Consider the following 19,307-nt stretch of genomic DNA (forward strand, 5'->3'; position numbering starts at 1 on the left):
TATAAACGATGTCATTGTCAGACATCTTTCAAAATAGAAATTAGTAATAAAAAAGAGAGCTAAGATAACCTTGGTAAAACACTGCAGTTTTTTGCGTTACGATTAAGAAATATAAGCGATTGCACATGGCCTGCAATCGCTAAGTTAATGCAAAAACATCTAGTCAAGATAAAGGTTCTCAAGTACCATAACTGGATTTTGTTGTAATGATAATATTGGTGCAACGTAGAGCAATTTTTATCGATCCTTTTGTCGATAACTGATTCTAAAGATTGATAAAAATTGTGCGCGGTTGTGTTCTTTGTCTGAATTGTTGGTGAGTTATTATGTCTGCTGTCAAATCTGTACCGCCCAATCAACCAATTGCCAAAAAGTCATGGGGCGAGGCTACAAAAGCTTATCTCGACCCTCGTGTCATTATTATGCTGTTTTTGGGGTTTTCAGCGGGTATACCTATTCTGCTGATTTTCTCAAGTCTGTCGCTATGGCTGAGAGAAGCAGGTATTGATCGTAGTGTCGTCACTATGTTCAGCTGGGCGGCATTGGGTTATTCGTTCAAATTTATTTGGGCGCCATTGATTGATGCGCTCCCTGTGCCGTTTTTGACCAAGTGGCTGGGGCGTCGTCGTAGTTGGATGGTGGTATCACAGCTGCTTATCGTGCTTGCTATTTTTTTAATGGCAAGGGTAAACCCTGTCAGTGAAGATGTCTTGGTTTATATGGCAGGCGCGGCCGTTCTGTTGGGGTTCTCTTCTGCGACACAAGATATCGTGATTGATGCGTACCGTATTGAGCTTGCACCGCCGTCTATGCAGTCTATCTTGTCCTCTATCTATGTGTCAGGCTACCGTATCGGTATGATTGTCGCAGGGGCAGGCGCGTTATATTTGGCTGATTATTTTGGCTCAAATGAGACGTTTTATAGTTATGAAGCGTGGCGCAATACCTATTACATCATGGCAGGGGTCATGACGTTAGGGGTGTTAACGACGTTTGCCAGTTATGAGCCAACCGCTGAGACCCTGCAAAGTAAAAAGCAGAAGAGTAACTTAAAAGTATTCCTGATTTATTCAGCGTTATTGCTTATCCCAGGCCTACTGTTCGGTGTTATTTACCTGATTAATATTTTGATCAATACAGTATTTGATAGCACAGTGGCCTTGATACCACTAATAATAATGCCAGTGATTAAATTTTACTTTTTAGCATTGGTCGCGTGCGCGCCATTATTATTGCTGTACTTTATTATCAATCAACCAAAAATCATTAACAAAGCTCCGTTGGTCGCTGAAACTCGTGAAGACTACGTCAGACTGGTAGCGTTGTTTGTATTTTCAGTGATTGCCTTTATCGCTGCTTATATATTGATGGGGCAAGTCTTACCCGAGTTCGAAGGCGCGTTTTCTAGTTTCTTTGTAGAAACCTTGCACTTATTAGTAAGCCTAGGCGCGGCGATGGCAGCAGGTTATGCCCTGGTACAAGTAGGACTGGTGAAAAAAGAAGTGGCCATGGCAACATGGATCGAGCCTGTTTTAGACTTTTTCCGACGTTATGGCAAAAAAGCCCTGCTGCTATTGGCATTGATTGGTCTATACCGTATCTCAGATATCGTCGCAGGCGTGATCTCCAACGTCTTTTATCAAGACATGGGCTTTAGCAAAACTGATATCGCCAATGCCGTAAAACTGGTCGGTGTGATTATGGCAATTGCAGGTGGCTTCTTGGGCGGGATTTTGGCTCAGCGTTTCCGTATCATGCATGCCATGATGATTGGTGCAATTTTAGCGTGTGCGACCAACCTGTTGTTTGTGGTATTGACATACAACCCAGGTAGCCTGCCAATTATGTATATGGCAGTGATATTTGATAACTTGGCTGCGGGCCTTGCGAGCGCTGTATTCATCGCTTTCTTATCCGCACTAACCTCGATTCGCTTTACTGCTGTACAGTATGCGATTTTTTCCTCATTGATGACCCTGATACCAAAAGTAATGGGTGGGTACTCAGGTGCTATCGTCGATAATATGGGTTATCCGTTTTTCTTTATCTTTACCTTTGCTATTGGTATTCCAATTCTGGCGCTGATTTACTTTGTCGATAGACATATTGTCATTGGTGATAATGATGACATTTATGGCGATGACAATAATGATGGAAACGGTGGTAACGGGGTAGGTGACAAGCTAAGTAAAACCAATCCTAACCTGACCGATACCAAAGAGCCACCACGCGCATCAGAGTAGGCTAAGCAGTATTTTACCTTTATCCATTCATTGTTTTTTAAGAGCTATCTATGACCGTATCAACCATTCGTCAAATCAAGCAGCAGATTCAACAACTGACGAATGGTGAGTCAGATAATCAGCTGCCGTCGTTTTGGCTAACGGATTGGTTGTTGCACGTCATTGATAAGCCTGCGATAGCGTTGATGACTGATGAAGATTATCAGCTTACTGATAGTGAGATTGCACGTTTCAATGACGGTGTGGTAAAAATGCAGCAAGGCATACCGCTTGCGTACCTGACTGGGCAGCAGGAGTTTTGGTCGCTTAACTTTAGGGTGAACGAGCATACCTTGATTCCTCGGCCCGATACCGAGGTGCTGGTCGAGCAGGTGTTAAACTGGATAAACGCTCAGCCAGCGCAACTTAGTAATAAGCGATTGCTAGACTTGGGGACAGGGTCAGGTTGTATCGCTATCAGTCTTGCCCATGAACTTAAGAAAGCTAATTGGCAAGTCGTGGCAGTCGATTTATCGTCAGAGGCTCTTAAGATTGCTCAGCACAATGCGGTGAGTAATAATGTTGCCAATGTCGAATTTATCCAAAGCAGTTGGTATCAAACTCTACCTACTGATAATGAGCATCAGTTTGATATCATCGTGTCAAACCCTCCTTATATTGACGAGACAGACGAGCATTTGACGGGTCTAACAGCTGAACCGATCAGCGCCTTGAGTGCGCCTAATCAGGGTTTGGCTGATATCGAGCATATCGTCCAGCAAGCGACGAAATACCTATGTACAGGTGGGTTATTAGCTATTGAACATGGCTACGATCAAGGTGATGCTGTTCGCAAGCTGTTTCTAGACAATGGGTTTAAGTCAGTACATACTGTAAAAGACTACGGTGGTAATGATCGCGTCACGCTAGGGCAAGTCCGGTAGATGGTTTTTTGATAGTAGATTTCTTTGATTATAGGTTGTAGATGAATATGGTAGAAGAGATGGTACAGCTATCGGATGATGAGCTGCTGCGTTATGCTCGACAAGTATTATTAGACGGTTGGGATATGGACGCTCAGCTGCGATTAAAGACAGCACGTGTGGTCATAATAGGGGCAGGCGGCCTTGGCTGTCCTGCGTCTGAGACATTGGTACGTGCTGGGGTGGGTTATGTCCATCTGATTGATGATGACGAGATTGAGGCGAGCAACTTACAACGGCAGACGCTGTTTTTGCCAGAAGATATTGGTCAGTCTAAAGCACTGACCGCAGCGCATATGTTAGAACGCATCAATCCCTTGATAAAGGCTCGCGGCACAGTCGCACGATTAGATGAAGACAACGCTTATGAATTGCTCGATATAGCAGCAGGCAAGCCTGACTTACTCTTAGACTGTACGGATAATTTTGCCACGCGCGACATCATCAATCGTATTAGTGTACGCTATCAGATTCCCCTGTTATCTGCCTCAGCGATTGCGATGCAAGGGCAGTTAGCACTGTTCGAACCTCAGCTCGATACTGGTTGTTATCACTGCGTGTTCGGCTCAGTAGTAACTGATGAAGCCGCTGACGAACGTACGTGTGCCAATTCAGGAGTGCTGGCCAGTACTACTGCCGTCATGGGTAATTTGCAAGCCAATGCTGCGTTGCAATACTTGGGATTAACCAAAAATCCACTGACAAACAAACTGCTCATATGGGATGGTAGTCAGATGCAGCAGCGACTAATGGGCTATCGAAAAGACCCGCAGTGTCCTGTCTGTAGCATTCCTATAGTCAATCCTCTATAAATTAGATAAAGTGTCAGGCTTGCTTAGTCTACGAGTTGTAGTACTTTCACTCGCCTTCCTTATATCCAAATTATATTGAACCGACTATAACTGAGTAATCTAATTTTAACGCATTTTTATAGTGTATTGCCTATCTTCAAACCTCCTTCTTATTACCATAGTTGTTTTTTATGAAAATTCATCGTCCGCATTTATTAAAGCATACTTTTAATGTCATGAACCGTGTTCGCCAAACAGCGAGTGTAGCAGGTCTGTCTGCGCTAAGAGTGGCAAAAGGTGAGAAACCTGACGCGATGCTGCTCAAAGAAACCTTTGAGCAGTTAGGTACAACCTATATCAAAATCGGTCAATTTATCGCTAGTACACCGTCGCTGTTTCCACGTGACTATGTCAAGGCATTCCAGAGCTGTTTGGATCAAACCACGCCATTGTCTTATGCTTATATCGAGCAAGTGCTAAGAGAAGAGCTTGCGACTGATGGCATGAACCTTGATGATACGTTTGCGCATATTGACTCAGAGCCGCTAGCATCAGCTTCGATCGCTCAAGTGCATGCGGCACGATTGCACAATGGTGATGAAGTGGTGCTAAAGGTACAAAAGCCTGGCGTCGAAACCATCATGCAGACCGACTTGGGTGTATTACATGGCGTGACTAAGCTACTTGAGATCCTGATGCCATCGATGAAATTTGCGAGTATTGCGCCGATTATTGATGAGATTCGTCTACGTATGCTGGCCGAGACGGACTTTATCGCTGAAGCCCAAAATATCCGCGATTTTCAGCAGTTCTTAGCAGTATCAGGCAATACTCGTGTCGTTGCACCAACTGTCTATGAAGAGCTGACTACTAAGCGTGTACTAACGATGAGCCGTCTATATGGCGTCTCTATGGTCGATGAGTCACTCATGCGTCAGTACTGTGCAGATCCTGCCCAAGTCATGGCAGACACGTTAAACACATGGTTTGCCAGTCTCATGTTATGCAATAGTTTCCATGCGGATTTACACGCTGGTAATTTGATGCTATTGACTGATGGCCGTATTGGATTTTTGGATTTTGGTATTGTCGGTAAGCTCAAAGCTGAGAGCTGGCGTGCGTGCATGGGCATGATGCAAGCCATGCAAGACAGTGACTATCAAGCCATGGCTCGCCATATGATTGATATGGAAATGACGCATGGTGGCAATAAAGTCGATGTGGCTGCACTGGGGAATGACTTGCAACGCATGATGACAACCATCATGGCAGAAGATAAAACCTTTACCAGCGGTGTACCTTTCAATAGTAAAGAGCAAGCCGATGAGCTTAATAAGATGATGCTTGAAATCGTTGAAGTTGGCAAACGTCATGGTATTCACTTTCCACGCGATTTTGCTCTATTGACCAAACAGATGTTGTATTTTGATCGGTTTATGCGTACGCTAGCTCCAGACATGGATATGTTTAGCGATCAGCGGGTACAAATGCTAGGGCAGGATACAGTAGAGACGCCAACGTTAGACGTATCATAGTTTTCGCTAATAACTTTATGCTGGCCTAATATATCTGATAACTTCTCTATTTCTGCCTTTATTTATTACTGCTTTTGACTGTCTAACACAAAGGATTGTGTGCTAATTGCCACAAAAATGGCGCTGTCATGATGACTGCTTTTAAAAGCCGTATGATCCCGACGATTACTAACGAAGCCGCTATTGCCTGTATCGGTATGTACTGCATGGCAGTCGTTATGGGTTATGGACGCTTTCTGTTTACCGCCACCTTACCTGATATTATGGTGCAATTGTCGCTATCAACGACGATTGCAGGCTGGCTGGCATCAATCAATTATATCGGTTATTTTATTGGCGCTCTTATCGCCATGTTTGTACCTCAGCGCTTGACATGGCAGACGATGACGCTGTGGGCGATTATTAGTGTTATTACAACGATGCTGCTTGTTGTGCCTGATATGTCGTTAACTCTATGGTATATCATTCGCTTAATCGCAGGTATTGCAAGTGGCGTAGCGATGATATTGAGCTCATCTTTCGTAATTCAAACCCTTAGCCCTGAGCGCCGTTCTGTATTATCAGCAGTCCACTATGCAGGTATTGGTGTCGGCATCAGCGCCTCTGCCATCGTAACGTGGTGGCTATTAAAATTAGGCTATCACTTCGATGTAATTTGGCTAGTCGCAGGCGTCACCAGTTTACCGCTTGTGTGGCTACTTTATGCGATAAAGCCAAGACAAGTACGGGCTGTTGATTCACAGCAGATTGATGTCAAACAGCACGTGTCAGTGCACCAGACTTATTTAAACTTTAAACGCTCCTTATATGAAGCAATCTCTGGACACCATAAAGCGCTTGCTTTACTTTTCGTCAGCTACGTACTGGCAGGATTTGGTTATATTAGTTCAGCAACCTTTTTGCCCGTTATGGCCGCGCAGCGTCTAACGACACAGACGTATGCTGGATTGATGATTTGGTTGGTCGTTGGTATTTTTGCAATGTTGTCAAACCCACTATGGGGCGCGCTTGCCAAACGTATCGGTGAGATAAACACCTTGATGGGGCTGACAGTATTGCAAGCATTTGATATGTGCTTGCCGATATGGTTTGATGGGGCGCTTGGGTTATATGGCAATGCTGCGATTTTAGGATTGACCTTTGTCGGTATGGTATCGATGACACTGACTTTATTTAAAAATATCAATCCTGCCTATTCTAATTTACTGATTGCTTTGGCAACATTGGCCTATGCGTTAGGGCAGTTTTTGGGACCTTTGGTGACAGTGGCGCTGGCAGGGCAGGATGGTAATTTCAATGCAGGGTTACTTGTCGCTGCTATCGGATTGATGATCGGGTTTGTACTATTGGTATGGTTCCGTCGACAGTCACCAACGATCGTTTAGATCGTCTAAATCACACTACGGCTAAACACTTCTCGTAATTCAAAACTGGTATGAACTTGGGCTACGCCTTCGATACGATTGAGGCGATGTAATAAAAACTCTTCGTAATGTGTCATATCACGTACTCTGACCTTAATCAGATAGTCTTCTGTGCGGCCTGTGACGATACTACAGCTGATGACTTCCTCAAAGCTTTGAACTTTGCGTTCAAACTGCTCGAAACGTTCTGCTGTATGTCGATCCATACTAATAGCGATAAACACGGCTAGCGGATAGCCAAGTTTTTGCGCATCGGTTTTGGTATGGTAGCCGGTGATAATGTTCGCATCTTCTAGGCGTTTGATACGACGTGCGCAAGGGGTGGCAGACAGGTTGACGCGTTCAGCAAGTTCAGTAATACTCATGCGCGCCTGCGTTTGCAATAAGCGCAGCAACTGTCTATCTATCTCGTCTATATCTGCAGTCCCTGTACTATCAATATGATTATCTGGCATTTCTTAAGCCCTAATAGTGAATTTATTCGATTATAATGTCTAAATTGTGTTTTTCCACTAAAATAACAGAAAATAAAGTAAAAGAAAGCAGGTTTCTCTCTGTTAAACTTTGATATTATTATGGTATGAACACTAGTTATCTCGTATGATAAATACTGATCTAATCAACAGCTAATCGCCTAGCTAAATATATAAATAACCATATCATCTAAGGATTGATTATGTCTGACCAAGCCACGCACACTGCAGCCACAGGGACTGCAAAGATTACACCAAAAAGTGCCGCTTTTGACTTCCGTAAATACCGTCCATTTGCATTTGCGCCATCGCTGCCAGATCGTACTTGGCCAAGCAAGACGATTGAGAAGTCACCGATATGGGCAAGTGTGGATCTGCGTGATGGTAACCAAGCACTGATTGATCCGATGACCATTGAACAAAAAATGCGCTTCTTTAAGACCCTAGTGGATGTTGGTTTTAAAGAGATTGAGATTGGTTTTCCGTCAGCGGCGCAGGTAGAGTTTGACTTTGCGCGTAAGCTTATCGAAGAAAACCACGTACCTGAAGATGTAACGCTACAAGTATTGGTACAAGCGCGCGAGCATTTGATTGCCCGTACTTTTGAATCATTAAAAGGTGCGAAACGTGCGGTTGTCCATGTCTATAACTCAACCAGCCGTGTACAACGCGAAAAAGTCTATGGCAAAGATAAAGCTGAAATCAAAGAGATTGCTATCGCAGGCGCTAAGCTATTACAAGAATATGCAGCAAAGTACCCTGAAACAGATTGGGTATTTCAGTACTCGCCAGAGAGCTTTAGTCAGACAGAGACTGAATATGCCGTAGAGGTTTGCGATGCAGTGTGTGACGTGTGGCAACCACAGCAGGGTCAGGAAGTTATTTTTAACTTGCCAGCGACAGTCGAGGCTTCTATGCCTAATGTCTTTGCTGATCAAGTAGAGTACTTCTGCCGCAATCTAGCGCAGCGTGAGCACGTGATTGTGAGCTTGCATACCCATAATGACCGTGGCTGTGCGGTAGCGGCAGCTGAATTGGGCGTGCTTGCAGGTGCAGATCGTATCGAAGGTACATTGCTTGGTAACGGTGAGCGTACAGGGAATATGGATATCATGGTCATGGCCATGAACTTGTTTAGCCAAGGTATCGATCCTGAGCTTGATTTTAGCAACATGAGCGAAATCGTACAGGTTGTGAGCGAATGCAATAACTTACCATTGCACCCACGTCATCCTTATGTAGGCGAGTTGGTCTTCACGGCATTTAGTGGCTCACATCAAGATGCTATCAAAAAATCTCTCGACTACAATGAAAGCAATCAGAGCGAAACAGACAATGTTTGGGACGTGGCTTATCTACCCATTGATCCTGCGCATATTGGTCGTAGCTACCAAGATGTGGTACGTATCAATAGCCAGTCGGGCAAAGGCGGCGTCGCATATATCTTGCAGCGTAATTATGGCTTTAACTTGCCACGTTGGATGCAGATTGACTTTAGCCGTGTGGTACAAAAGCAAGCTGAAGCGGCTGCACGCGAGTTGCAGAATGATGAAATCTTGCAGACCTTTGAAGATACTTACTTGCAGCAAGGCAAGTTTGAACTGCTAGATTATAGTGTCAACAATAAAGGCGGTGCGGTTTACTTTAGTGGTCAAGTACAAATGAATAGCGACACCATCGATATTGATGGTACTGGTAACGGCCCATTGTCATCGTTTATTGACGGACTTGCGCAACATACGGGCAAATCACTACATATTATTAACTATGCAGAGCATGCGATTAACCCGCATCATAACAGTGGTAATGGTATCGATGATGATACCAATAGTGATAACAAAACCAATGCCAACGCTGCTGCTTACATTCAGTTAAATGTTGATGGCGAAGTGTATTCAGGCATCGGTACTTGCAGCAGTACGGTGTCAGCCATGCTAAAAGGGGCGTTATCAGCTTTTGCTCAAGCGCTAAATACAGAAGCTGCTTAATATTAAGTAGTCATTGATATTACGCAAAATTCTGTATGCTAATAACGTCATCGCTTCTTGTCTCTAGCAAGTAAAGCGATGGCGTTATTTTTTGCTATCAATACCTATGAAATTCCGACTACAGGTTTATGAGCAATAGCATAATGTTACTTGTGTTTTTAGTGTCTAAGACTTACGCTAATGTATATATTAAAATATTATAAATAAAAGGTTAATTATGGAACCTATCTCATTTGCTTCATTCACACTGGCATCTATTTTAGCCTCGTTGCCTGCGAATGGTGAGGCTATTACCAAGCCGACCATCACCACTCATATTAGTCCAGCTATTGCCGGACAGTGGGAAATAGACTTGGACAGCAGCGCTCCTTCTACTCACGCCATGATGACCAAGGAAGCGGAAGCTAACCAGTCTGTATCAAATAGTGCGCAACAGCCTAGCAGTGTAGAGCCTAAGGTGATGACGGGCATGGACGGCGGCGTACTGACTCAAAGTGAAGAGCGGGTTCTAAACATTCAACCTTCTACTAGTAAGAACTTACTTGCGTCAGTTGGTAAGTCTAACCAGTGCCGCGAGCTATATAACTTTAGTGCGGATAATGAGATGTGGTCTGTTAGTGGCAAAGAGTGGACATACGGCCGCTATCTGGTCACTCACCGTGAAGAAGGGCTGCCAGTTATTGCGATTAAGACCGTTTATGATAATAATGAAGTAGACTGCTCAGGCAATCAGATCGACCAGACTGATGAAGCGTTGATTGCATTTATCAATCATAATGGTAATCAGATGCAATGGTGCGCTGATCCTGATGGTAACGAATGCTTTATGAACTTCAATAGAGTATTACCGTAATCAGATATGCTCTTTGTACTTTACGTATAATTGACAGTTTATTGATGACATAAAAAAACCGCTATATTAATAGCGGTTTTTCTATGTCTGTTTTAATTAAAGTTGCGACTAAACTTATTAAGTTTAATGAACTATATAAGTAATTCAGCTTACGAGTCTTTTTTAGCTTTATTCGCAGTCAGCAGCTCTCTTTCGAGATAATGAATGTTTTGCGCTTCACGAGTGAAGTTATCATCCGCCAAAATCACATCGCGATGCAAAGGTATATTGGTTTTGATACCTTCGATAATCAGCTCATCAAGAGCATGTACTGTCTTAGCAATAGCTTGCTGACGAGTTTGACCGTGACAAATAAGCTTACCAATCAATGAGTCATAATAGGTCGGTATCTCATAGCCAGGGTATAGATGAGAGTCAAAGCGAATGCCAGAACCACTTGGCGTGAACAGTTGGCTGATAGTGCCTGGGCATGGTACGAAAGTCGCTGCATCTTCGGCATTGATACGACATTCGATCGCATGACCTTGGATCTCAATCTCGCTTTGACGATAAGATAGGCCGTAACCAGCTGCGATTTTGAGCTGCTCGACCACAACATCGATACCGGTAATCATCTCAGTCACTGGATGCTCAACCTGTACACGAGTGTTCATTTCGATAAAGAAAAATTCGTTATTTTCAAACAAGAATTCAAACGTACCAGCACCGCGATACTTAACAAGCTCACATGCTTTTACGCAAGCTTTTAAAATTGGCTCACGTACATCATCTGGGATATCTGGGGCAGGTGCTTCTTCTAGGACTTTTTGATGGCGACGCTGCAATGAGCAATCACGGTCATATAGATGGATGGCATTACCATTACCATCGCCCAACACCTGTACTTCTACGTGGCGCGGGTTTTGTAGATAGCGCTCCATATAGACAGTGTCGTCACCGAACCAGAGCTCAGCTTCTTGTTTGGCCGCTTGTACTTGACCAATTAGTTCGTCAAAGCGTTCAACCACACGCATACCGCGTCCACCGCCGCCAGAAGCCGCTTTAATCAATAGTGGGAAGCCGATATTGCGTGCTTGCTCTTCAGCATTATGCAGGGTCACAGCGCCAACTGAACCAGGTACGGTTGGTACGCCAGCTTTTTTCATGGCGTTGATGGCAGAAACTTTGTTGCCCATAAGGCGAATATGATCAGCATTAGGACCAACGAAGGTCAATCCTGCTTCTTCTACTTGTTCAGCAAATTCAGCATTCTCAGACAAAAATCCATAACCAGGATGGATAGCATCTGCACCAGTGATTTCAGCAGCGGTTAAGATGGTATTGATATCAAGGTAGCTTTGGTTAGCATTAGGCTTGCCAATACAAATTGCCTCATCAACAAAGCGCAAGTGCATCAAATTGGCATCAGCAGTAGAGTAGACACCTACCGTTTCAATACCTAGCGCTTTACAGGCGCGGACGATGCGCAGGGCAATTTCACCTCTGTTGGCAATGAGCAATTTTTTTATCATGGGTTCATCCTTGTCGAAGCGTCAGTCATGGACTGAGTTTCGATACATAGCATCATGCTATTTAGCATTGACGCGGTATATATACCAAAAGTCAGCCATAATTAAATAAAGTATGGCAAATATCGTTACGCTTTATAGCGTATGACAGGTTGACCGAACTGTACGACTTCAGAGTTATCTACCAAGATTTCGTCAACAATACCACTTTGAGTCGCTTCAAGCGGGTTCATGATTTTCATGGCTTCGATGATACCTAAAGTATCACCTGCTTGAACCTTTTGACCGACTTTCACAAATGGTGGGTCATTAGGGCTTGGTGCTGAATAAAAAACACCAACCATTGGTGAAGACTCAACGCTACCCGCTTTTTCTGCAGGTTTGCCTTCGACAGCGGCAGCAGGAGCAGCGCTCGCAGCTGGGGCAGCCATCATAGTTGGCGCAGGGGCGTCATAATGACGAGTTAAGCTAATATGCTCGTCGTCAGAACTGATTTCTAAATTAACCAGTTCACTTTCTTCCATAAGGGCGATGAGGGTGCGTATTTTTTCAATATCCATAGTTTTTATCTGGCCTTGTACTAAATTCGAGAAATAGTGTAACTAAATATTGTCTAATTAATTGCTAATGATACCTAGATTCAGGGCAATGAGCAATCAATGTACAGTTGTTAACTGAGAATTTTTACATATTTTGACGTAAGCCATCTTTTTAGCAAGAAAATATCTACGATTTTTCATAGTCTGTATGATCAAATGACGCTAACAATGATTATAAAATCCAATCCATAAGCAATTGGCTTAACCCCATAGCATAGTTAAGCGTTTTTGCTGATAGCGTAGACGCAAAGTAAGTAAAATAGATGATAAGAACAAACCTGTAATCAACGCCATCCAAAATCCTTGTGCGCCAACGTCAGTGAAACGCACCAGATATACGCCAAGTGGTAGGGCCACTAACCAATAGCAGAAGAGCGTTACCCACATCGGTATGGTGGTATCTTGCATACCGCGCAATATACCAGCGACGTTAACTTGCCAGCCATCAAACAACTGATAAGCAAGCGCAAAGATAAGCAAATGCATAGACTGGGCTCTAACCTCTGGGTTATCCGTGAATGCTGCTGCCAGTTCTGGTCTGAATAGCCATATTCCAAGCATACAAGTCAAAGCGATCAATACGGTCCATACCAGTCCAGTAGCTTGCACTTGGCGCAGTGCTAATAGGTTTTTTTGGCCAAATCGATTGGAGACCATGATAGTGAGCGCCATGGCGACCGATATCGGTATCATAAATAGCTGTGAGGTCACTGACAGCGCCACTTGATGCGATGCTGTTGCTAGCTCACCCAATGGACTGATAACGAGTGCGCCTAAGCTAAATAAACTGGCTTCAAAGAAGATAGAGATACCAATAGGGATGCCAAGTTTCAATAGCTTTTTAATCTGTGTACGATTAGGGCTAGAGAAGCCATAAAAAAATCGCGTGCTCACAAATTCACGGCGTTTTGTGAAGCTAGTATAGGCCGCCAATAATAGGACATTTATCCATAATACCAGCGCTGTCGCCACCCCGCAGCCTGCACCGCCCATTTCTGGCATGCCAAATAAGCCGTGAATAAAAATATAGTTCAAGGGAATATCTGCAAGTAGGCCAATGATACTAATGACAGTCACAGGCTCAGGACGACCCAATGCCTCACAATAACTGCGTAGAACAGCATATACAGCGAGCGCTGGGAAACCAAATGAGACACCATGTAAATACTGTGTCGCTATCGGCTGAATGTTTTCTGGGACACCCATAATGCCAAGAACATTGGGAGCCAAATTAACAATGATAAAACCGATAATGCCAATGACGCCTGCGGTCCATAGAGACTGCTGCGTGATATGCGGCACTTGGCCATGCTTGTCTTGACCAATCGCTTCACCAATTAGAGGTGTGGTTGCGATAAGCACACCTGTGGCCAATAAAAACAGCGGTAGCCAAATACCAGATCCAACGGCTACCGCAGCTAAATCGAGCGCCGATACTTGACCTGCCATGATGGCATCTACCACGCCAAGTGCGGCTTGGCAAAACTGAGTGATTAAGATAGGGAGGGCGAGTACGCCTAGACGTAAGCTGTAGCTTTTAAAATCTTTGAAAGACAATGGAAAAACCATGGTAAGCAACTTTTTATTCTTTGCGGTAATTGTTATTAAGGTAATTATTATTAATAAACAAACACTGCTATCGATCGACTAAGATTGACGCAGCAAGGAGAGTGTAGTGCCGACGATAATACTCCGATAAATAATATGAGCAAGCTTATAATGTTGCATAAGTAGATAGGCAGAGTATGAAAATAAAAGTAAAGACACCAAAATAAAAATAACCCGTCGATCCAAGTAGTGGATTGACAGGTCATATACATAGTAAGATGGTAAAGAAGCCACACTATGATGTCAACGCTTTAGCGCCGCTATGCAGGTATTAATCTTAGGTTTTTTGTACTCTATTTCATAGCCAATAGCCAATAGCCAATAGCCAATAGCCAATTTAAAAAGTTTACTCCGGTAACAACTCAAGTGTCTCCGCCATATCCATAATCGCCCGCCAATGTTTGGGCTCTAATGGAATCACTGTTAATTGCTGACAGCCTTTCCTTAGTAATAACGAATCTTCCAAAGCTGGCAAAAATTTTAGCTCTGATAGTGGTAACACCTCTGTAAAAGCTTGCTCAAAAGTGAGATCGACCATATACCAGCGAGGTGCATCTTCAGTCGCAATAGGATCATAGTGACGGTGTTCAGGGTGAAACTGAGTAGGATCGGGATACCCTGCTGTAGTGACTGTCATTATACCAGCGACTCCAGACGGCTTGGCGCTAGAGTGATAAAAGAATACCTTGTCACCAATTTTCATATCATCACGCATAAAATTACGCGCACGGTAGTTGCGAACGCCGTCCCAACTGTCGGTGCCCAAGCGCTGCAAATCTTCAATACCAAAAAATTTAGGGTTGGATTTCATTAACCAATACGCCATATATTTGTCCTTCGATTCTTTATTTTATTCTTTAATTGGTTCTTAAAGTTATGAGGGTTAGTTTCTATTGACTCAATCTCAAACCCGTTTTTAATAGTGTCTGTTCTTAGTAGAGGCTGTTTTTAATAGAGTCTCTATATATTGCCCATAAGTTGCCATGGTGAATAGGGGATTTGTACATGGCTTTATGCATGGCTTTGTTAATAGTTTTATGATAGATAGGCTTTTCTTTATCTCATCTAGTCGCTATCCTAGCCTTACTTTTAATATCGATCATTATTGCTCACTACAAAATAAGTTTATTTATGCCCAAAGTGAATACAGACAGCATGCCAAACGACCTAAATACGTTAAGCCTTATTGAACCAACGACGGATACTATCGCGGTAAACGTGACCGACATTCCATTGTCTCTTTACATTCACATCCCGTGGTGTGTGAAGAAGTGTCCTTATTGCGATTTTAATTCGCATGAGCTACCGATAGACAGTGAGCTATCCATGTATGAGGAATACGTCGATGCATTATTGTTAGACGCCGCGATGCAGCAACCTTTAACTCAGAACCGAAAAATTGGTTCGATATTTATCGGTGGTGGTACGCCGTCTTTGCTACCCATTTCTCAGTATCAGCGATTGTTCTCTGGGTTACGTACATGTTTTGAATTTGCAGAAGACATCGAAGTCACGATGGAGGCCAATCCCGGCACGCTTGAGCATGCACCATTTGCGCAGTATTTAGAGGTTGGTATCAATCGTCTGTCTATCGGCGTACAGAGCTTCGCTGCTGACAAGCTTAAAGTACTTGGACGTATCCATGATCCTGTACAAGCGTTATCAGCAATTCGCGCTGCCAAAGCGGCTGGATTTCAACGAGTCAATGTCGACCTGATGCACGGTCTACCGCAGCAAACCACGAATGAGGCGCTAGAAGATATCCAAATGGCGCATGATGCTGGTGCAACGCATATCTCTTGGTATCAACTGACTATTGAGCCAAATACCGTGTTTTACCGTAGCCAGCCTATTTTACCCGATGAAGACAATTTGGCAGATATTGAACAAGCAGGGCAAGCGTTATTACAGCAATTAGGCTATAGCAATTATGAAGTGTCTGCGTGGGCAGGTGCGTTAGACAAACCATGCCGTCATAATATCAACTATTGGCAGTTTGGCGACTATCTAGCCATTGGCGCTGGAGCTCATGGCAAAGTAACGATTGGTTGTAACGATAGCAATGGTGATAATTCATCAGACGTAAAAGATAAAATGGAAGATGACTTGTTAGTAGCGTCAGGTATCTATCGCTTTAGTAAATCACGTTTGCCAAAAGATTATGTGGTAATAAATCCAGATACCACAGAGGTGTCTGATATACGCCAAATCACACCAAAAATGGTTGGCTGGCAAGCGATTGATCAAGAAGAATTGGTTAGTGAGTTTATGCTAAATGCATTACGCTTACATGGCGGTGTCGCTTGGTCTATGTTTGAAAAGAGAACTGGATTAACGCTTAATAGTATTACTGAACAAGTGAACAGTCTTGTCAAACAAGGGTTGTTGGTAGATAGTGATACGCAGTTGCAACCGACCGTATTAGGTCAGCGTTATCTCAATCAGATATTACGCGCGTTTTTATAAAAGTTTGCTTGGGTGATTGTTTAACAGCAGCGAAGTAAGAACACAAAAAAGGCTTATCAAATAAATGATAAGCCCTTTTGAAAATCTAAAAAAAGCAGACCTTAGATTTTGTTTTGTACTTCTTGTGCGCCGCCAGTTACAGCATCACCAGCGCTTGATACGTCTTGGCCAAAGCCTTTGAACGTGTTGCAACCAGTTAGAACGAACATAGCAGTTAAAGATGCGATGATTACTTTTTTCATAATAGTATCCTCAAAGATAAATGAATGGTTATAAATAACAACAGTGATGCTAAGCGTCACTGAAGGGGTATAGGATGAGACAGTCACACTTAAATGCTATCGCGTTATCCAATACAGACATCATAGTGAAAGTTAAAAACGCTGCACAGTATCAAAATGTAATTATTGGCAGTAAACTGTAACTTTCGATTACCTACCGCTCATAAATTTAAATAATAGAGCGCTGAATACTTGTGGAGTAAGAATGACCATCCATATCGTGCTAGTAGCACCAAAAATGCCGAGCAACACTGGCAATATTATTCGACTGTGTGCCAATAGCGGAGCACAGCTGCATTTAGTCAGACCGTTAGGGTTTGAGCTTGATGATAAAAAGCTACGCCGCGCAGGTCTCGATTACCATGAATATGCTCATTTGCAAGTGCATGACGATTGGACAGCTGCGAGACAAGTTCTACAAGCCGCTGATTGCCATGTCGTTACCGCATTGACGACTAAGTTGAGCAAACCGTTCTACGATTATGACTTTGGTAAACACTCGGACTCTGAAGCATCTGATAAGGCTGCTATGCCCAATATTGCGCTAGTATTCGGTTCTGAAACAGCAGGTCTGGCAGATGATATACGTGAAGATATCGGTGCTGATAACTGGCTAAGACTGCCCATGCTAGCCGACTCGCGTAGTTTGAACTTATCAAATAGCGTAGCCATTTGTTTGTACGAGATATGGCGACAGCAAGGATTTTCAGGTGATGAAGGTCGTAGTATTGGGTATGAGACATTGACAGTCTATGACCCAAAATAGCTATGTGTTTAAACAATAACTATAGACTTAAAAGTATTTGCGTACTCAATGAGCAGTAAAATCTTAGATACTGCTCATGCACATATGATGAGTTTCTAATGCGACATTGATTGTATCTTATCGACTATAAAGCACTTATAAACAGTTTGGTGGTTTGGGTAAGCCTGCCAAGCGATTGACATGACGCGCAACCAAACCTGTATTAAACAATTGCTGTAGCTTTTGATTGCTAATATCGAGTTCTGGTAAAGTCTTTTGTAACCATTTGATTAATGGACGGGTTGCAGGCGCGTGATTAAATTTGTCAAAAAACGCGCGCACTTGTTGCAAAATTTCTAAATGCTCATCGCTCAGATTAACCTCTAACGTGTCTGCCAATTGCTGTGCGATAGCAGGTGTCCAAATCGTATGGTCACACAGATGGCCGTCTTGATCTAGTTCGATATCAGCCGCTGATAACGCAGCGTTGTGAGTGGTCATGTCATTACTCATAAGGCAATCGCCACCACTTTGTCAAACTGACTGCTCTGAGTCAGATTCACCCATTCTGCGTCGGTTAAAATAGCAGTCAACTTAGTCTCTAAATTAAGCTTGCCAGTTGTATTTGCTGTTAGCTGTGCGATGTCATCTGCCAATGCGTAAATACCAGAAATATCCTCGATATCGCTATCATTTAAATAAGCATTGAGCCAGTCGATAAAAGCAGGGGTGGCGCCAAGCAGAAGGATACTATCACCTGTGCGCCAAGTGCGAGACATCTCTTCAATACTGCGTCTAAGGGTAGCCATCGTGCTATGCAATTGATATAAAGTTGCCATAAAGGTGTCCGATTACGTGCTTTATTATTTTATAAATCTAAGTAATATAGTGATTTAAAAGGTAAGTATCTGCTCAAAGTCTTGTGAGTTGATGACCTCTGGCACGAGTATGAGCTGTGATGCTAGATCTGCCGGCAACATACCGGTGACCCAGCCACTAAAGACATCATCAGGTAGCCAAGCTGCAGGCATATCGTAAAGCTCAAGTGACTGAATCATGCCATGTAGCCGCGAGTCAGATTGCATCAATAAGCCAAAGACAGGCGCATCTAAGAACAATTGCACCTCATGACCAAATGTCGCTAGAGTTAGTGCAAGCGCACAACCTTCGTAGCTTGCTGCTTCAGTGGGCGTGTGCAGCTGAATTAATAATCTCATTATGTATTCCTAAAAATAGTTACCGCTACCAGTGATCTTAATAGACAAACTATCAAACGACATGCTATCAAAACTGTATCAAACGACAGTCGTCCTGCATCATCATCGCAAGCTCACTGAGTCCCACTAAGGTAAACCCCGTCGCAAGATTGGCACCGTCAAGCTGATGACGTGAGCTGTTGTCTACATCACTCACACCGCGACTAAGTGCTGTACTGACACAGACAGGCAGGGGTAATTGATACTGCTCAGCCAAAGACTGCCATTCTTTGGTCAAGTCTAATTGATCGGCTGACTGCCAACGCAATCGATTGGCTATATGAGCCGAATCCCCATAAAAGAAGACGTTGAGCAGGGATTGTTCAGAGGTAGCATTATCGCTGCTGCCTATGCTATTAGTGTCATTGTTACCAATATCATCACTATTCGCTGCGCTATTCAGGTAAGCGCGTGCATAGCGTAACGCCAAGTGTGCCAATGGGTGACTAGGGTCAGCAGTAATCAGTAGTAACGGGGTAGTGGTCGTCATAAGGCGCGGTATCACATATTATAAATAAGAGTTTAAAAATTATGGCCGAGTTGCTATAAATGCTTTGTATAAAGTAATTTGGTCG

19 protein-coding genes are annotated in these 19,307 nt (G+C 43.4%); 9 read left to right on the plus strand and 10 right to left on the minus strand.

Annotated features, from left to right (window positions below; translation table 11 throughout):
* Window positions 1–326: 326 nt before the first annotated feature.
* The 5 genes from ABFV72_RS02100 to ABFV72_RS02120 all read left to right on the plus strand — a co-directional run bounded on the left by ABFV72_RS02100 (window position 327) and on the right by ABFV72_RS02120 (window position 6,916).
* Window positions 327–2,243 carry an AmpG family muropeptide MFS transporter gene (locus ABFV72_RS02100; RefSeq protein ID WP_347162190.1) on the plus strand — a complete coding sequence of 639 codons (1,917 nt, stop codon included), beginning with the start codon at window positions 327–329 and terminating at the stop codon, window positions 2,241–2,243.
* A gap of 50 nt (window positions 2,244–2,293) precedes the next feature.
* Window positions 2,294–3,166, plus strand: a complete 873-nt coding sequence (gene prmC, locus ABFV72_RS02105; protein ID WP_347162192.1) for a peptide chain release factor N(5)-glutamine methyltransferase — start codon at window positions 2,294–2,296, stop codon at window positions 3,164–3,166.
* A gap of 47 nt (window positions 3,167–3,213) precedes the next feature.
* The gene (locus ABFV72_RS02110; protein ID WP_431192068.1) at window positions 3,214–4,017 is read left to right on the plus strand and encodes a HesA/MoeB/ThiF family protein; all 804 of its coding nucleotides are present in this window, start codon (window positions 3,214–3,216) and stop codon (window positions 4,015–4,017) included.
* A gap of 170 nt (window positions 4,018–4,187) precedes the next feature.
* Window positions 4,188–5,531, plus strand: a complete 1,344-nt coding sequence (locus ABFV72_RS02115) for an ABC1 kinase family protein (protein ID WP_347162196.1) — start codon at window positions 4,188–4,190, stop codon at window positions 5,529–5,531.
* Window positions 5,532–5,659: 128 nt separating this feature from the next.
* Entirely contained in the window at window positions 5,660–6,916 is a 1,257-nt protein-coding gene (locus ABFV72_RS02120; RefSeq protein ID WP_347162198.1) for a YbfB/YjiJ family MFS transporter, read from the plus strand.
* Window positions 6,917–6,921: 5 nt separating this feature from the next.
* Here the strand turns inward: ABFV72_RS02120 and ABFV72_RS02125 are convergent, their stop codons facing one another.
* Entirely contained in the window at window positions 6,922–7,410 is a 489-nt protein-coding gene (locus ABFV72_RS02125; protein WP_347162200.1) for an Lrp/AsnC family transcriptional regulator, read from the minus strand.
* Between the two features lie 221 nt (window positions 7,411–7,631).
* On the opposite strand from ABFV72_RS02125, the gene leuA reads away from it, so the two are divergent.
* Both leuA and ABFV72_RS02135 read left to right on the plus strand, forming a co-directional pair.
* A complete protein-coding gene (leuA, locus tag ABFV72_RS02130; protein ID WP_160021915.1) occupies window positions 7,632–9,416 on the plus strand; it encodes a 2-isopropylmalate synthase in 1,785 nt (594 codons plus the stop codon).
* A gap of 217 nt (window positions 9,417–9,633) precedes the next feature.
* On the plus strand, window positions 9,634–10,269 hold the full coding sequence (locus ABFV72_RS02135) for a hypothetical protein (RefSeq protein WP_347162202.1): 636 nt from the start codon (window positions 9,634–9,636) through the stop codon (window positions 10,267–10,269).
* Window positions 10,270–10,418: 149 nt separating this feature from the next.
* Here the strand turns inward: ABFV72_RS02135 and accC are convergent, their stop codons facing one another.
* The 4 genes from accC to ABFV72_RS02155 form a co-directional block, all read right to left on the minus strand.
* Window positions 10,419–11,780, minus strand: a complete 1,362-nt coding sequence (accC, locus tag ABFV72_RS02140) for an acetyl-CoA carboxylase biotin carboxylase subunit (protein WP_057759692.1) — start codon at window positions 11,778–11,780, stop codon at window positions 10,419–10,421.
* Between the two features lie 125 nt (window positions 11,781–11,905).
* Window positions 11,906–12,337, minus strand: coding sequence for an acetyl-CoA carboxylase biotin carboxyl carrier protein (accB, locus tag ABFV72_RS02145; RefSeq protein ID WP_102092842.1), 432 nt, complete (start codon window positions 12,335–12,337; stop codon window positions 11,906–11,908).
* 240 nt (window positions 12,338–12,577) lie between these two features.
* The gene (locus ABFV72_RS02150) at window positions 12,578–13,945 is read right to left on the minus strand and encodes an MATE family efflux transporter (RefSeq protein ID WP_347162205.1); all 1,368 of its coding nucleotides are present in this window, start codon (window positions 13,943–13,945) and stop codon (window positions 12,578–12,580) included.
* A 385-nt stretch (window positions 13,946–14,330) separates the two neighbouring features.
* The gene (locus ABFV72_RS02155) at window positions 14,331–14,810 is read right to left on the minus strand and encodes an EVE domain-containing protein (RefSeq protein WP_347162207.1); all 480 of its coding nucleotides are present in this window, start codon (window positions 14,808–14,810) and stop codon (window positions 14,331–14,333) included.
* Between the two features lie 329 nt (window positions 14,811–15,139).
* Between ABFV72_RS02155 and hemW the strand changes: the two genes are divergently transcribed.
* Entirely contained in the window at window positions 15,140–16,450 is a 1,311-nt protein-coding gene (gene hemW, locus ABFV72_RS02160; protein ID WP_347162396.1) for a radical SAM family heme chaperone HemW, read from the plus strand.
* Between the two features lie 101 nt (window positions 16,451–16,551).
* Here hemW and ABFV72_RS02165 read toward each other — a convergent pair whose 3' ends face one another.
* Complete coding sequence (locus ABFV72_RS02165; RefSeq protein ID WP_057759705.1) at window positions 16,552–16,692, minus strand: entericidin A/B family lipoprotein; 141 nt, start codon at window positions 16,690–16,692, stop codon at window positions 16,552–16,554.
* Between the two features lie 244 nt (window positions 16,693–16,936).
* Here ABFV72_RS02165 and ABFV72_RS02170 point away from each other — a divergent pair, with 244 nt between their 5' ends.
* Window positions 16,937–17,497 carry a tRNA (cytidine(34)-2'-O)-methyltransferase gene (locus tag ABFV72_RS02170; RefSeq protein WP_347162209.1) on the plus strand — a complete coding sequence of 187 codons (561 nt, stop codon included), beginning with the start codon at window positions 16,937–16,939 and terminating at the stop codon, window positions 17,495–17,497.
* Window positions 17,498–17,632: 135 nt separating this feature from the next.
* Here the strand turns inward: ABFV72_RS02170 and ABFV72_RS02175 are convergent, their stop codons facing one another.
* From ABFV72_RS02175 to tusD, 4 genes are all read right to left on the minus strand, one after another.
* Window positions 17,633–17,977 (minus strand): TusE/DsrC/DsvC family sulfur relay protein, encoded by a 345-nt coding sequence (locus tag ABFV72_RS02175; RefSeq protein ID WP_180958151.1) that lies wholly within the window; start codon window positions 17,975–17,977, stop codon window positions 17,633–17,635.
* Between the two features lie 8 nt (window positions 17,978–17,985).
* On the minus strand, window positions 17,986–18,315 hold the full coding sequence (locus ABFV72_RS02180; RefSeq protein ID WP_347162211.1) for a hypothetical protein: 330 nt from the start codon (window positions 18,313–18,315) through the stop codon (window positions 17,986–17,988).
* 54 nt (window positions 18,316–18,369) lie between these two features.
* Complete coding sequence (locus ABFV72_RS02185; protein ID WP_347162213.1) at window positions 18,370–18,693, minus strand: hypothetical protein; 324 nt, start codon at window positions 18,691–18,693, stop codon at window positions 18,370–18,372.
* A 67-nt stretch (window positions 18,694–18,760) separates the two neighbouring features.
* Window positions 18,761–19,222, minus strand: a complete 462-nt coding sequence (tusD, locus tag ABFV72_RS02190; RefSeq protein WP_347162215.1) for a sulfurtransferase complex subunit TusD — start codon at window positions 19,220–19,222, stop codon at window positions 18,761–18,763.
* Window positions 19,223–19,307 lie beyond the last annotated feature (85 nt).

Source organism: Psychrobacter proteolyticus (genome assembly GCF_039762275.1).
Classification (GTDB): Bacteria; Pseudomonadota; Gammaproteobacteria; order Pseudomonadales; family Moraxellaceae; genus Psychrobacter; species Psychrobacter proteolyticus_C.

What these genes read in the sequence shown, in the direction of transcription:
- ABFV72_RS02100 (WP_347162190.1), top strand. Translation starts at nt 327, where the DNA reads ATGTCTGCTGTCAAATCTGTACCGCCCAATCAACCAATTGCCAAAAAG.
- prmC (WP_347162192.1), top strand. Translation starts at nt 2,294, where the DNA reads ATGACCGTATCAACCATTCGTCAAATCAAGCAGCAGATTCAACAACTG.
- ABFV72_RS02110 (WP_431192068.1), top strand. Translation starts at nt 3,214, where the DNA reads ATGGTAGAAGAGATGGTACAGCTATCGGATGATGAGCTGCTGCGTTAT.
- ABFV72_RS02115 (WP_347162196.1), top strand. Translation starts at nt 4,188, where the DNA reads ATGAAAATTCATCGTCCGCATTTATTAAAGCATACTTTTAATGTCATG.
- ABFV72_RS02120 (WP_347162198.1), top strand. Translation starts at nt 5,660, where the DNA reads ATGATGACTGCTTTTAAAAGCCGTATGATCCCGACGATTACTAACGAA.
- ABFV72_RS02125 (WP_347162200.1), bottom strand. Translation starts at nt 7,410, where the DNA reads ATGCCAGATAATCATATTGATAGTACAGGGACTGCAGATATAGACGAG.
- leuA (WP_160021915.1), top strand. Translation starts at nt 7,632, where the DNA reads ATGTCTGACCAAGCCACGCACACTGCAGCCACAGGGACTGCAAAGATT.
- ABFV72_RS02135 (WP_347162202.1), top strand. Translation starts at nt 9,634, where the DNA reads ATGGAACCTATCTCATTTGCTTCATTCACACTGGCATCTATTTTAGCC.
- accC (WP_057759692.1), bottom strand. Translation starts at nt 11,780, where the DNA reads ATGATAAAAAAATTGCTCATTGCCAACAGAGGTGAAATTGCCCTGCGC.
- accB (WP_102092842.1), bottom strand. Translation starts at nt 12,337, where the DNA reads ATGGATATTGAAAAAATACGCACCCTCATCGCCCTTATGGAAGAAAGT.
- ABFV72_RS02150 (WP_347162205.1), bottom strand. Translation starts at nt 13,945, where the DNA reads ATGGTTTTTCCATTGTCTTTCAAAGATTTTAAAAGCTACAGCTTACGT.
- ABFV72_RS02155 (WP_347162207.1), bottom strand. Translation starts at nt 14,810, where the DNA reads ATGGCGTATTGGTTAATGAAATCCAACCCTAAATTTTTTGGTATTGAA.
- hemW (WP_347162396.1), top strand. Translation starts at nt 15,140, where the DNA reads ATGCCAAACGACCTAAATACGTTAAGCCTTATTGAACCAACGACGGAT.
- ABFV72_RS02165 (WP_057759705.1), bottom strand. Translation starts at nt 16,692, where the DNA reads ATGAAAAAAGTAATCATCGCATCTTTAACTGCTATGTTCGTTCTAACT.
- ABFV72_RS02170 (WP_347162209.1), top strand. Translation starts at nt 16,937, where the DNA reads ATGACCATCCATATCGTGCTAGTAGCACCAAAAATGCCGAGCAACACT.
- ABFV72_RS02175 (WP_180958151.1), bottom strand. Translation starts at nt 17,977, where the DNA reads ATGACCACTCACAACGCTGCGTTATCAGCGGCTGATATCGAACTAGAT.
- ABFV72_RS02180 (WP_347162211.1), bottom strand. Translation starts at nt 18,315, where the DNA reads ATGGCAACTTTATATCAATTGCATAGCACGATGGCTACCCTTAGACGC.
- ABFV72_RS02185 (WP_347162213.1), bottom strand. Translation starts at nt 18,693, where the DNA reads ATGAGATTATTAATTCAGCTGCACACGCCCACTGAAGCAGCAAGCTAC.
- tusD (WP_347162215.1), bottom strand. Translation starts at nt 19,222, where the DNA reads ATGACGACCACTACCCCGTTACTACTGATTACTGCTGACCCTAGTCAC.